At 66.3% G+C, this 12,174-nt stretch carries 19 protein-coding genes; 16 read left to right on the top strand and 3 right to left on the bottom strand.

Annotated elements, in window-relative coordinates:
- On the top strand, positions 1 to 942 hold a 942-nt coding region (tuf, locus tag V7672_RS13425), incomplete at its 5' end, for an elongation factor Tu (protein WP_335625079.1).
- Between the two features lie 101 nt (positions 943 to 1,043).
- Complete coding sequence (locus V7672_RS13420; protein WP_335625078.1) at positions 1,044 to 1,376, top strand: hypothetical protein; 333 nt, start codon at positions 1,044 to 1,046, stop codon at positions 1,374 to 1,376.
- On the opposite strand, the gene V7672_RS13415 is transcribed toward V7672_RS13420, so the two are convergent.
- The 3 genes from V7672_RS13415 to V7672_RS13405 are packed head-to-tail and all read right to left on the bottom strand — an operon-like array spanning position 1,373 to position 3,479.
- Entirely contained in the window at positions 1,373 to 2,491 is a 1,119-nt protein-coding gene (locus V7672_RS13415; protein WP_335625077.1) for a L,D-transpeptidase family protein, read from the bottom strand. The two genes, V7672_RS13420 and V7672_RS13415, sit on opposite strands and share 4 nt — an antisense overlap.
- 56 nt (positions 2,492 to 2,547) lie before the next feature.
- Complete coding sequence (locus V7672_RS13410; RefSeq protein WP_335625076.1) at positions 2,548 to 3,318, bottom strand: SGNH/GDSL hydrolase family protein; 771 nt, start codon at positions 3,316 to 3,318, stop codon at positions 2,548 to 2,550.
- The gene (locus V7672_RS13405) at positions 3,318 to 3,479 is read right to left on the bottom strand and encodes a hypothetical protein (protein ID WP_335625075.1); all 162 of its coding nucleotides are present in this window, start codon (positions 3,477 to 3,479) and stop codon (positions 3,318 to 3,320) included. The genes V7672_RS13410 and V7672_RS13405 overlap by 1 nt, the downstream gene beginning before the upstream one ends.
- A gap of 191 nt (positions 3,480 to 3,670) precedes the next feature.
- Between V7672_RS13405 and V7672_RS13400 the strand changes: the two genes are divergently transcribed.
- The 14 genes from V7672_RS13400 (at position 3,671) to rpsQ (ending at position 12,171) form a co-directional block, all read left to right on the top strand.
- On the top strand, positions 3,671 to 4,819 hold the full coding sequence (locus V7672_RS13400; RefSeq protein WP_335625074.1) for a GNAT family N-acetyltransferase: 1,149 nt from the start codon (positions 3,671 to 3,673) through the stop codon (positions 4,817 to 4,819).
- A 17-nt stretch (positions 4,820 to 4,836) separates the two neighbouring features.
- Positions 4,837 to 5,757, top strand: coding sequence for a cupin-like domain-containing protein (locus V7672_RS13395; protein WP_335625073.1), 921 nt, complete (start codon positions 4,837 to 4,839; stop codon positions 5,755 to 5,757).
- Between the two features lie 71 nt (positions 5,758 to 5,828).
- Positions 5,829 to 6,692, top strand: coding sequence for a GIN domain-containing protein (locus V7672_RS13390; RefSeq protein WP_335625072.1), 864 nt, complete (start codon positions 5,829 to 5,831; stop codon positions 6,690 to 6,692).
- 291 nt (positions 6,693 to 6,983) lie between these two features.
- Positions 6,984 to 7,289: a 30S ribosomal protein S10 gene (gene rpsJ, locus V7672_RS13385; RefSeq protein WP_003164367.1), complete on the top strand. Its 306-nt coding sequence runs from the start codon at positions 6,984 to 6,986 to the stop codon at positions 7,287 to 7,289.
- 19 nt (positions 7,290 to 7,308) lie between these two features.
- Positions 7,309 to 8,082 (top strand): 50S ribosomal protein L3, encoded by a 774-nt coding sequence (gene rplC / locus V7672_RS13380; RefSeq protein WP_335625071.1) that lies wholly within the window; start codon positions 7,309 to 7,311, stop codon positions 8,080 to 8,082.
- Positions 8,082 to 8,720, top strand: a complete 639-nt coding sequence (rplD, locus tag V7672_RS13375) for a 50S ribosomal protein L4 (RefSeq protein ID WP_123285858.1) — start codon at positions 8,082 to 8,084, stop codon at positions 8,718 to 8,720. Before rplC ends, rplD begins: the two co-directional genes overlap by 1 nt.
- Positions 8,720 to 9,025 (top strand): 50S ribosomal protein L23, encoded by a 306-nt coding sequence (locus tag V7672_RS13370; protein ID WP_123285857.1) that lies wholly within the window; start codon positions 8,720 to 8,722, stop codon positions 9,023 to 9,025. The genes rplD and V7672_RS13370 overlap by 1 nt, the downstream gene beginning before the upstream one ends.
- 4 nt (positions 9,026 to 9,029) lie before the next feature.
- Positions 9,030 to 9,863 (top strand): 50S ribosomal protein L2, encoded by an 834-nt coding sequence (rplB, locus tag V7672_RS13365; protein WP_322256981.1) that lies wholly within the window; start codon positions 9,030 to 9,032, stop codon positions 9,861 to 9,863.
- 2 nt (positions 9,864 to 9,865) lie between these two features.
- Positions 9,866 to 10,144, top strand: coding sequence for a 30S ribosomal protein S19 (gene rpsS / locus V7672_RS13360; protein WP_123285855.1), 279 nt, complete (start codon positions 9,866 to 9,868; stop codon positions 10,142 to 10,144).
- Between the two features lie 3 nt (positions 10,145 to 10,147).
- A complete protein-coding gene (gene rplV, locus V7672_RS13355; protein ID WP_123285854.1) occupies positions 10,148 to 10,528 on the top strand; it encodes a 50S ribosomal protein L22 in 381 nt (126 codons plus the stop codon).
- Positions 10,528 to 11,280 carry a 30S ribosomal protein S3 gene (rpsC, locus tag V7672_RS13350; RefSeq protein WP_123285853.1) on the top strand — a complete coding sequence of 251 codons (753 nt, stop codon included), beginning with the start codon at positions 10,528 to 10,530 and terminating at the stop codon, positions 11,278 to 11,280. Before rplV ends, rpsC begins: the two co-directional genes overlap by 1 nt.
- A gap of 3 nt (positions 11,281 to 11,283) precedes the next feature.
- The gene (gene rplP, locus V7672_RS13345; RefSeq protein ID WP_286692692.1) at positions 11,284 to 11,724 is read left to right on the top strand and encodes a 50S ribosomal protein L16; all 441 of its coding nucleotides are present in this window, start codon (positions 11,284 to 11,286) and stop codon (positions 11,722 to 11,724) included.
- On the top strand, positions 11,721 to 11,918 hold the full coding sequence (gene rpmC / locus V7672_RS13340) for a 50S ribosomal protein L29 (protein WP_123285851.1): 198 nt from the start codon (positions 11,721 to 11,723) through the stop codon (positions 11,916 to 11,918). Before rplP ends, rpmC begins: the two co-directional genes overlap by 4 nt.
- Positions 11,919 to 11,928: 10 nt before the next feature.
- Positions 11,929 to 12,171, top strand: coding sequence for a 30S ribosomal protein S17 (gene rpsQ / locus V7672_RS13335; protein ID WP_168049152.1), 243 nt, complete (start codon positions 11,929 to 11,931; stop codon positions 12,169 to 12,171).
- The last annotated feature ends 3 nt before the right edge of the window (positions 12,172 to 12,174 follow it).

Raw genomic sequence — 12,174 nt, 5'->3', positions numbered from 1 at the left:
GGCCACGCCGACTATGTGAAGAACATGATCACGGGCGCCGCGCAGATGGACGGCGCGATCCTGGTGGTGTCGGCCGCTGACGGCCCGATGCCGCAGACCCGCGAGCACATCCTGCTGTCGCGTCAGGTCGGCGTGCCGGCGCTGGTGGTGTTCCTGAACAAGGTCGACATGGTCGACGACGAGGAACTGCTGGAGCTGGTCGAGATGGAAGTGCGCGAGCTGCTGAGCTCGTACCAGTTCCCGGGCGACGACATTCCGATCACCAAGGGCTCGGCCCTGGCCGCGGTCGAAGGCCGTGACCCCAAGATCGGCGAAGAAGCCATCCTGGCGCTGATGCAGACGGTCGACGAATACATCCCGCAGCCGGAGCGTCCGGTTGACCTGCCGTTCCTGATGCCGGTGGAAGACGTGTTCTCGATCTCGGGCCGCGGCACCGTGGTGACGGGCCGCGTCGAGAAGGGCATCGTCAAGGTCGGTGAGGAAGTCGAGATCGTCGGCATCCGTCCGGTCCAGAAGACGACCTGCACGGGCGTGGAAATGTTCCGCAAGCTGCTCGATCAAGGGCAAGCCGGCGACAACGTCGGCGTGCTGCTGCGCGGCACCAAGCGTGAAGACGTCGAGCGCGGCCAGGTGCTGTGCAAGCCGGGCTCCATCACCCCGCACACGAAGTTCCTGGCCGAGGCCTATATCCTGACCAAGGAAGAGGGTGGCCGTCACACGCCGTTCTTCACCAACTACCGTCCGCAGTTCTACTTCCGGACGACGGACGTGACCGGCATCGTGCACCTCAAGGAAGGTGTCGAGATGATCATGCCCGGCGACAACGCCGAGCTGAACGTCGAGCTGATCACCCCGATCGCCATGGACCAGGGCCTGCGCTTCGCCATCCGCGAAGGCGGCCGCACCGTCGGCGCCGGCGTCGTGTCCAAGATCACCGAGTAAGAGACGGCCTCAAGCCGCGAGCCTCCGCGAGGCGAGCATAGGCCTGATAAAAGACAGAACGGCCCCCGGAGCAATCCGGGGGCCGTTTTCGTTGGGGCAGGATGAAGCCGACCTATCCGACTACGCCCGATGGCCGATATTTCGTGGTGCGTGGCCGTCTGTGGCGCACGACCAATCCTGCGCTGTCACCCGAGGAGAAGGCCCCGCTGGTCAAGGCGCTCATGGCCGCGCGCCGCGAGGTCGGGCGTGCCCGGAAGGCCGGTGACCGCGAGGCGCTGGCCGCGGCCGGGCAGGCGGTGGACGCGGCCAAGGTCGCGCTGGGTGAGCGCGGTCCGGTGTGGTGGACGGACGGGGCGCCGGACCTCAACCGGCATATGGCGCGCACGACGCCCTATGCCGACTGGTACGCCGGGCTCGGCCCCGATGAGGCCTAGGTAAACTCGACCGTCACGCCCTGTTCGACGGCATCGGCCAGCTGTTCGACGTCCCAGTTGGTCAGGCGCACGCAGCCGCTGGAGGCGGTCTTGCCGATCTTTGCGGGCTCGGGCGTGCCGTGGATGCCGTAGGTGTCCTTCGACAGGTCGATCCAGACCGAGCCGACCGGATTGTTGGGGCCCGGGGGCACGATCACCTTGCTGCCTCCCTCGCCATAGCTGACCCGCGACGGATCGTAGGTATAGTTGGGCCGGGGCGCGATGGCCCGCACCGTGTGGGTGCCGGTGGGGGACGGCATCTCGCCGCTGCCGATGGTGGCGGGATAGAAGGCCAGCAATTTGCCGTCGGCATCGAAGGCGCGCAGCGAACTCTCCGCCTTGTCGATGACGATACGGGCGACCTTGCCGTCCAGCGCCGGCTGGCCGGTCGAGGCGACCACGATCGTCTGGCCTGCGCGACCGAAGTCGACATCGGGATTGAGCGCCTCGAGCAGGGCCTCGCTCATGTGGAATTTCTCGGCGAGGGCCTCAAGCGGATCCGTGTAGCCGACGGTCTCGAGCCCGGCCATGTCGGCAAGGTCGTCGGGCACGGTGCCGATGAAGGGGCCGGCGACGTCGGCCTCGGTGATCGTGTAGTCGCTCAGCACCCGGGCGGTGTCGCCGGAGGTCAGGCGGTCGAACACGGCGGCGTCCAGCTCGCCGTCGACCTCCATGTCGTTGGCCGCCTCGAAGGCGGCGATGGCCTGACGGGTGTTCTCGCCGCCCAGGCCGTCAACGATGCCGGGCGAGAAGCGGGAACGGTCGAGAAGGATCTGAACCCGGACCATGGCCGGGTCGGGACGCGCCTGGTCCGGGAGCTCGCCGGAAACCGCGCCGCCGCGCCCCGATGAGTCGGCCGTCGCGTTCGCGCCGCTCCCCGTATCGGTGTCCGTATCAGGGGCGGGCGGAGTGAAGGTCGCGGATTCGATCGACTGGCGCAGGCGGGATGCTTCGTCGTTGGCCGGGCTGGTCGCTTCTGGTCGGGACCGGTCGCGGTCATTGTCCCCACAGGCCGCCATCGCCAGCAGGGGCAGGGCGGCGAGAACGGCGAGGGGGGCAGGACGGCGGATAGTCATGGGCAGGCTCCGGACGGGGGGACCTGTCCAACCCCGCAGGGCCGTGGGTGTTCCGCTCAGCGCAGGGCGTGGCCGAGGCCGGCGACGGTATTGGCGGCCCAGCAGGCATAGCCGGCGTCGTTGAGGTGCAGGTCGTCGGGGCCGACGCCGCCGCCCTGAAGACCGGCCCAGCCGGACATGGGGCCGAAGCGCGGATCCACGGCGTAGCCTTCACGGGTGCCGAGATAGGCGATTGTGCCGGACACCCCGGCGAGCAGGCTGTTTCGGCCTCTGAAACCGTCGTTGTCGGTGTCTTCAGGCAGGCGCTGGGGATCGATCAGCACCACATCGACACCGGCGGCGTCCAGGATGTCACGCCCCCGGTCAAAGTCGCTGACGACGCGGGCGAGCGTCAGGTCACGCAGCATGTCATTCGTGCCCAGCTGCCAGATGACCAGATGGGGACGGGCCGCGTCGATTTCGGTCTGCAGTCGATTGACGGTATCGGCCGTCGTCTCGCCGCCAATGCCACGATTGATGACGGTGATGCGGGCCTCGGGAAAGGCCTCGCGCAGGCCCGCCTCGACCAGGGGGACATAGCCGAGTACGGGCTGGCTGGCGCCGACGCCCTCGATGCTTGAAGAGCCGACGGCGAGGATGGTCAGCGTTCCGGCCTCGAGGGCCGCCCGGCTGCGCGCCAGTCCGCCATTCGCCTGAAAGCCGCTGGCGGAGACCGGGCAGGCCGCCGGCACATCGAACGCCCCGATGGTCGAGGGACCCGGGACGGGCGCACAGGCCCCCATCGCCAGGACGGCGAACAAGGGCGCAAGGGTGCCGGCAAGTCGCATCAGTTCTCCTCGCCCGTCGCCGGGTCGGTTTCGGTTTCACCCGAGTTGCTGGACCCTTCCGAGCCGCGGGGTTCGGTGGCCGGACGGGGGGGCTTGCCGTCCTTGCCGGGACGCTGGTCCTCGTTCTCGACGGAACGGTTATCGGGGCGGGTGTCGGTCATATGAGGAGTCCTCTGAAGGGCAACAGTGCCCCGTGAGCCTCCAACGCTCAAGATGGCCGGGCGGCTCCGCCTGCCGATGTGACTAATGCCGCGTTCACCATGGCTCTCAACTCCGATTCAAGGCTGCTTGGCTAGGGTGTGGCTGAAGGGGTGCGTGATCGGCGGGCCCGATTGAGGCGGACAAAACGAAAATGACGATGGCTCTGAAGGTCGAGATGCTGGGCGTTGACGCGCTGTCGGCGGATCACTGGGCGCTGTGGGACCAGATGCGCCTGGCCAACCCGGCGCTGTCCAGCCCGTATTTCCGGCCCGAGTTCAGCCGCATCGCCGCCGGGGTCACGCCGGGCGCGCGGGTCGCCGTGCTGCACCGGGGCGAGGATGTGGTGGGGTTCTTCCCGCACCAGACCCGCGGCGGGGCCATCCAGCCGCTGGCCGCGCCGATGAATGACTATCACGGAATCATCAGCCACCCCGAGACGGCCCCGACGCTGAATCACGTGGCTGATCTGCTGGACGGCAACCGGCTGAACGTCAGCGGCTGGGTTGGTCCCGGCGGCGCGGGCAAGGTCCGCGAGGCAGTGATGGCGGTCCTGCCCGATGACGGCTTCGAGCCCTGGTACGCCGAACGGCGCACGACCCAGGGCAAATACTTCAAGGACAAGGAGCGCGCGCGCCGCAGTCTGGAGTCGGAGCTGGGGCCGGTACGCGTCGAACTGGGCCTGCGCGATCCGGACCTGCTGAAGCAGGTCGTCAACCTGAAGCGCGACCAGTATCGCCGGAGCGGGCTGCACGATGTGTTCGCCTGCGGCTGGACCGTACGTCTGCTGGAGGCCCTGATACAGGCCGAGGGCGACTTTGGCGCGTCCATTGCCGGCCTGTGGGCAGGCGACAAGCTGTGCGCGCTGGAATATTCGCTGCACGCCGACAGCCATTATCACTTCTGGTTCCCGGCCTATGTGCCGGGGCTGGCGCGCTGTTCGCCCGGGGTGCTGCTCAGCCTCGAGACCATGCGGCAGGGCTCGGAGCAGGGGTATCGCGTGTTCGATTTCGGCTTCGGCGGCGAGCACTACAAGAAGTATTTCTGCAATGCCTCCCAGAGCCTGCACGAGGCCGTGATCCAGAAGCCGGGCCTGCAGGCCAGCCTGAGGGGAGCGGCCGCGGCCACCCTGGAGACGCTGGTCGGTCCGGCGAGGGGCGAGGCCCTGCGCACCAGTCTGCGACGCCGCTGGTCGGCCATCGAGGCCTGCGAGGTCGATGGCCTGGCGCGCGTCCGGGGTGTGGCGGTCGCGGCCCGCGCGGCCCTGAGGAAGACCCCCGACATCCTGACCGCCTCGGCCTGATCGCCCGGAGAGACCCGATGCTGCAAAAGACCGCCCGTTCGCGCTACACCGGCCCTATCGAGACGGCCGAGGTGCACCCGCACGCGCTGGTCGACCGGGGCTTCGCCTCGGACGAGGCGCTGGCCGACCTGCTGGACCGCTACCCGGCCGATCTGTTTGACATCAACCTCTATGACTATGACGACGACGGCCAGTCGCGCCTGCGCACCGGCGCGCGCGGACGCCTCTCAGGCGCCGAACTGCTGGAGGCGATCAAACAGGGGCGGCTGTGGGTCAATCTGCGCTCGGTGGAGCGGGGCTGGCCCGAGCTGTGGCAGGCCGCCATGGCCGAGTTCGCAACCCTGCAGGCGCGCTATCCGGGGCTGAAGGCGGTGCGCAATGCCGGGCAGCTGATCCTGTCGTCGCCCAAGGCGCGGGTGCCCTATCATTTCGATGCGGCGGGGGTGGTGCTGTTTCACCTGCGCGGGCGCAAGCGGGTGTTCGTCTATCCGGGCGATGAGCTGCACCTGCCCGAGATCGCCATGGAACAGGTGGTCGCACGCCAGACGACCGAAGAGGTGCCCTATGCGCGGAGCTTTGAAGCCGACGCCCAGGTGGTCGACCTGGAGCCGGGGCAGGCGCTGACCTGGCCCTTCTATGCCCCGCACCGGGTCGAGAATCTGGACCGGTTCTGTGTGTCGCTCTCGATGGACTTCCAGACCTGGCCGACGCGGTTCCGCAATGGCGCCCTCTATGCCAATGCCGTCGTCCGGGCGCGGGGTCATCAGCCGCGCTCGACCGACACGCTCGGGACGGCGGGGCTGGCCGCACGATGGGCGGCGTCGCTGGCGTTTAAAAAGCTGAAGCTGATGCCCGATCAGATCGCCGGGCTCCAGCGCGACTTCGAGCCCGAGGTCGGCGCGGTCGACGGCGCGGGCTCCATTAATTCGAGGTCATGACCTCGAGTTAAAATGACAACGTGAATGCGAAGGGCCATCCTTTCCTCATGTTGGGAAAGGGAGGAACACCCATGAAAACCGCACTCACCTTGTCCGCCACGCTGGTATCGGCGCTGGCTCTGGCCGGCGCAGCCCAGGCCCAGGACGTGAAGATCGAGAACGCCGTAGCCCGCGTGATCGTGCTGGTCGAGGACCGCGCCGACGTCGCGGTCGAAGTCGAACGGGGCCGGGCCGACCTGCCCGTACCGACCGTCCGCCAGCGCGGCGACCGCATTGAGGTGGACGGCAATCTGCCGCGCCGCGCCATTCGCAGCTGCCGCTCCGGTCGCCTCGGTGCCTCGATGCCGGGGGAGGGCGCCTCGGTCGAGGTGCGTGGCACCGGCCGGGTCGACCTGAGCGACGCGCCCCTGATTATCGTCCATACCCCGCGCGATGTGGATCTCGGGGTGCAGGGCGCCGTGTTCGGCACGATCGGTCGCGGTGCCACCAATGTGGACTTTGGCAACGGCGGCTGCGGCGACTGGACGATCGCCAATGTCGACGAGAACCTGGACCTGTCGCTCGGCGGCTCGGGCGATGCCCTGGTCGGGACGTCCGGCAGGCTGGAGATCGCGATCGGCGGCTCGGGCGATGTGCGGGCGGGCGCCACGCGCGACCTTGAGATCGCCATAGGCGGTTCCGGCGATATCGAGGTCGCCCGGGTGGACGGCCCGGTGGAGCTCAACGTCGCGGGTTCGGGCGATCTTCTGGTGCGTGGCGGCACGGCCCCGCGCATGGATATTTCAGTCGCAGGCTCCGGAGACGTGGAATTCCGGGGGACTGTCGGCGATCTGAGCGTGTCAATTGCCGGTTCGGGTGATGTCCGTGTCGATGAAGTGACCGGCCGCGTCAGCCGCGCCGTCCTGGGGTCGGGCGACATAAGCATCGGTCGCTGACATCAATGGGATTCCGCCCTTGACGCAGGCGGAATCGAACGGCATAAGCCCCCACTCTTGTTGGACCGGCTGTGCACTTCGCGTGAGTATGAAGTGCAGACGCGGTCCGCAGGAACGACCTGAGACCCTGTTCTTTGCAGCGATCCAGGACTTAAACGGCCTTCGCGGGTAACTGCGTGGGCCGCTCGTTTTTGCGGACGTGCGTACTCTGAGGGCTTCGGCCTGAAGACCTCCGGTCTTTGAAATGGTTCACAGGGACGCAGGTTCGCCTGCTTGGGAAATACGACCGATATGGATCAAAGCATCCGCATCAGGCTCAAGGCCTTCGATCACCGCGTCCTCGACTTTTCGACGCGCGAAATCGTCAACACTGCCAAACGCACGGGTGCGACTGTTCGCGGTCCCATCCCGCTGCCGACCCTGATCGAAAAGTTCACCGTGAACCGCTCGCCGCACGTCGACAAGAAGTCGCGCGAGCAGTTTGAAATCCGCACGCACAAGCGTGTCCTCGATATCGTCGACCCCACCCCGCAGACTGTGGACGCGCTCATGAAGCTCGACCTGTCCGCCGGTGTGGACGTCGAGATCAAGATTTAAGAAGAAGAGGCGGGATCCGATGCGCAAAGACGCGCAAAGAACGGGCGTGATCGCCAAGAAGCTGGGAATGACGCGTATCTTCGCTGAAGATGGCGCGCATGTCCCTGTGACCGTGCTGCAGCTGGATGGCTGCCAGGTCGTGGGTCAACGCACGCAGGAGCGGGACGGCTATGTCGCCCTGCAGCTGGGTGCCGGTGCCCGCAAGGCCAAGCGCACCAACAAGGCGCAACGCACGGTGTTCGCCAACGCTGAGGTTGAACCCAAGCGTATCGTCGCCGAGTTCCGCGTGGCGGAAGACGCGCTGATGGACATCGGCGCCGAGCTGTCGGCCGATCACTTCATCGCCGGTCAGACCGTGGATATCCAGGGCCAGACCATCGGAAAGGGTTTTGCCGGTGCCATGAAGCGCTGGAACTTCGGCGGTCTGCGGGCCACCCACGGTGTGTCGGTCTCGCACCGCTCGCACGGTTCGACGGGTAACCGTCAGGATCCGGGCAAGACCTTCGCCGGCAAGAAGATGGCGGGTCACCTGGGTCAGGAAACCGTCACCCTGCAGAACCTGACCGTGTTCCGCGTCGACGCCGACCGCGGCCTGATCCTGATCAAGGGCGCTGTCCCCGGTCACGACGGCAGCTACGTCAAGGTTCGCGACTCCATCAAGAAGGCCCGTCCGGCCGACGTTCCGTTCCCCGGTGCCGTGAAGTCTTCGGGCAAGGCTGCTGCTGAGGCGCCCGCCGAGACCCCGGCCGAGGACGCCCCCGTCGCCGAAACCACAGAAGGCGGTGAAGCGTAATGAAGCTCTCGGTCATCAAACTCGACGGCAAGGCCTCGGGCGATGTGGAGCTGTCGGATGCCGTGTTCGGCATCACCGACATCCGCGGCGACCTGCTGGCCCGCTATGTGAACTGGCAACTGGCCAAGCGCCGCGCCGGTACCCACAAGGTCCAGACGCGCAATGAAAACTCGCGCACGGGCAAGAAGATGTACAAGCAGAAGGGAACCGGCGGCGCTCGTCACGGTTCGCGTCGCGCCCCGCAGTTCGTCGGTGGTTCGCGCGCCTTCGGCCCGGTCGTCCGCGACCACGGCTTCTCGCTGCCCAAGAAGGTCCGCGCCCTGGCCCTGCGTCACGCCCTGTCGTCCAAGGTCGTCTCGGGCGACCTGATCGTGGTCGACAGCGTCTCGGTCAAGGAACCCAAGACTGCCAAGCTGCGCGAGCAGTTCGGCAAGCTGGGCTGGACCAAGTGCCTGATCATCGCCGGTCCGGAAGTCGATGTCGGCTTCGGTCTGGCGGCTCGCAACATCCCGAACATCGACGTGCTGCCGAATGCCGGCCTGAACGTCTATGACATCCTTCGGGCCGACAAGCTGGTGCTGACCAAGGCCGCCGTCGAGGCGATCGAGGCGCGCTTCTCTGAGAAGGAGGCCGCATAATGGCCGGCGCTCAACCCACAGCCAAACACTACGACACGATCCTCTCGCCGATCATCACCGAGAAGGCGACGATCCTGTCCGAGCAGAACAAGGTCGTCTTCCGCGTGGCCGGTACGGCCACCAAGGACGAGATCGCTGCGGCGGTCGAAAGCCTGTTCAAGGTCAGCGTCGTCAAGGTCAACACCCTGGTTCAAAAGGGCAAGACCAAGCGTTTCCGCGGCATCATGGGCCGTCGGGTGGACATCAAGAAAGCGATCGTGACGCTGGCCGACGGCCAGTCTATCGACGTCACCACGGGGCTCTGAACCGATGGCTCTGAAAACATACAATCCGACTTCGCCGGGCCGTCGCGCCCTGGTGCTGATCGACCGTTCGGAGCTCTTCAAGGGGCGTCCGGAGAAGTCGCTGACCGAAGGCCTGACCAAGTCCGGCGGTCGCGGTGCCGGTGGTCGTATCGCCGTCCGCTTCCGCGGCGGTGGTGCCAAGACCCTGTACCGCAAGATCGACTTCAAGCGTCGCAAGTTCCAGTCGGCGACCGTCGAGCGTCTGGAATACGATCCGAACCGCACCGCCTTCATCGCCCTCATCACCTATGAGGACGGCGAAAAGGCCTACATCATCGCGCCGCAACGCCTGAAGGCGGGCGACACGGTGGTCGCGGGCGAAAAGACCGACGTGAAGCCGGGCAATGCCATGCCGCTCCGTTCGATGCCGGTGGGTACGATCATCCACAACATCGAAATGAAGCCGGGCAAGGGCGCCCAGCTGGCCCGTTCGGCCGGTGCCTACGCCCAGCTGGTCGGCCGTGACGCCGGCTATGCCCAGATCCGTCTGGGTTCGGGCGAGCTGCGCATGGTTCTGGACGGCTGCATGGCCACGGTGGGCGCGGTGTCGAACCCCGACCACATGAACCAGAACCTCGGCAAGGCCGGTCGCAAGCGCCACATGGGCTTCCGTCCGCACGTCCGCGGTGTTGCCATGAACCCGATCGACCACCCGCACGGTGGTGGTGAAGGTCGGACCTCGGGTGGCCGGACGCCGGTCACGCCCTGGGGCAAGGACACCAAGGGCACCCGTACCCGCAAGAACAAGGCCACGGACAAGTACATCATCCGTAGCCGCCACGTTAAGAAGGCTCGCTAAAGATGGCCCGCTCCTCCTGGAAAGGCCCGTTTGTCGACGGGTATCTGCTGAAGAAAGCCGAGACCGCGCAAGCGTCGGGCCGCAAGGATGTGATCAAGACCTGGTCGCGCCGGTCCACCATCCTGCCGCAGTTCGTTGGCCTGACCTTTGGTGTCCACAACGGCATGAAGCACGTGCCGGTGTCGGTCTCCGAAGAAATGGTTGGCATGAAGTTTGGCGAGTTCTCCCCGACCCGGTCGTTCCCGGGCCACGCGGCGGACAAGAAGGCCAAAAGGAAGTAACGGATGGCCCAGACCAAAAATCCCCGTCGCGTGTCGACGACCGAGGCCCGCGCCAAGCTGGTCAACGTTCGCATCAGCCCTCAGAAGCTGAACCTGGTCGCCCAGTCGATCCGTGGCCTGCCGGTCCAGAAGGCGCTGAACGAGCTGGAATTCAGCCGCAAGCGCATCGCGACCGACGTCCGCAAGGTCCTGTACTCGGCCGTTTCCAACGCCGAGAACAACCACAACCTGGACATCGACAATCTGATCGTTGCCGAAGCCTTTGTGGGCAAGAACCTGGTGATGAAGCGTTTCGCGAGCCGCGCTCGTGGTCGTTCGTCGCGTATCCTGAAACCGTTCAGCGAGATCACCATCGTGGTCCGTGAAGCCGGCGAGGCCGCCTGATGGGTCAGAAAATCAATCCGATCGGGCTCCGGCTCGGTGTCAACCGCACCTGGGACAGCCGCTGGTTCGCCGGCGGCCAGGAATACGCCAAGCTGCTCCACCAGGACCTGAAGCTGCGCGAGTGGCTGCGTGAGCGCCTGTCGGGTGCCGGCGTGTCGCGCATCATCATCGAGCGTCCGCACAAGAAGTGCCGCGTGACGATCTATGCCGCCCGTCCGGGTGTCGTGATCGGCAAGAAGGGCGCCGACATCGAGAAGCTGCGCAAGGACATCGCCGCCATGACGGACGGCGAGGTTCACCTGAACATCGTGGAAGTCCGCAAGCCGGAAGTCGATGCCCAGCTGATCGCCGAAAACATCGCCCAGCAGCTGGAGCGCCGCGTGGCCTTCCGCCGCGCCATGAAGCGCGCCATGCAGTCGGCCATGCGTCTGGGTGCCAAGGGCGTCCGGATCAATGTGGCCGGTCGCCTCGGCGGTGCCGAAATCGCCCGGATGGAATGGTACCGCGAAGGCCGTGTGCCGCTGCACACCCTGCGCGCCGACATCGATTACGGCGTGTACGAAGCCAAGACCACCTACGGCATCATCGGTGTCAAGGTTTGGGTGTTCAAGGGTGAGGTGCTGGAGCACGACCCGATGGCCCAGGACAAGCGTTGGGCCCAGGAAGCTGCCGGTCCGTCGTCGAATGAAGGCCGCGAGCGTGGCCCCCGCGGTGATCGCGGTCCGCGCCGTGACCGGGGACGTGAGAGCTAAGTCATGCTGCAACCGAAGAAGACCAAATACCGCAAGGCCTTCAAGGGCCGCATCCATGGCTCGGCCAAGGGTGGTTTCTCGCTGAACTTCGGCTCCTATGGCCTGAAGACGCTGGAGCCGGAACGCATCACTGCGCGTCAGATCGAGGCGGCCCGCCGCGCGATCACCCGCCAGATGAAGCGCCAGGGCCGCGTCTGGATCCGCGTCTTCCCGGACGTGCCGGTTTCCGGCAAGCCGGCCGAAGTGCGGATGGGTAAGGGCAAGGGCGCCGTGGACCACTGGGCGGCGCGCTGCCACCCGGGCCGGATCCTGTTCGAAATCGACGGCGTGCCGGACGACATCGCCCGCGAGGCGCTGCGCCTCGGTGCCGCCAAGCTGCCGGTCCGCACCAAGGTGGTTACCCGCCTGGATGCCGGCATCGGCCAAACGGAGCAAGCGGCATGACCAAGATCGCCGACCTGCGGGCCCTGACGCCCGACCAAATGTCCGAAGAGCTGCTCAAGCTCAAGAAGGAACAGTTCAACCTGCGCTTCCAGGCGGCCACCGGCCAGCTGGAAAAGACCCACCGTGTGGGTGAAGTGCGCAAGGACATCGCCCGCCTCTCGACGCTTCTGCGCCAGAAGCAGGCAGCGGCTTAAAGGAACGAAGATGCCGAAACGAATTCTCGAAGGCGTGGTCGTCTCCGACAAGGGCGACAAGACTGTCGTCGTCAAGGTCGAGCGCACCCTGCTGCACCCGGTCCTGAAGAAGACCGTGCGTCTGTCCAAGAAGTATCACGCCCACGACGAAGCGAATGCCCTCAAGGTCGGTGACCTGGCCCGCATCGTCGAGTGCGCCCCGAAGTCCAAGCTGAAGCGTTGGGAAGTTCTTTCCACCGCCTCGGCCTCGTAACTC

This window comes from Brevundimonas sp. (assembly GCF_036963785.1).
In the GTDB taxonomy this organism is placed as follows: domain Bacteria; phylum Pseudomonadota; class Alphaproteobacteria; order Caulobacterales; family Caulobacteraceae; genus Brevundimonas.
Note: the sequence above shows the minus strand (reverse complement) of the source record. Positions and strands in the feature narration are given on the sequence as shown.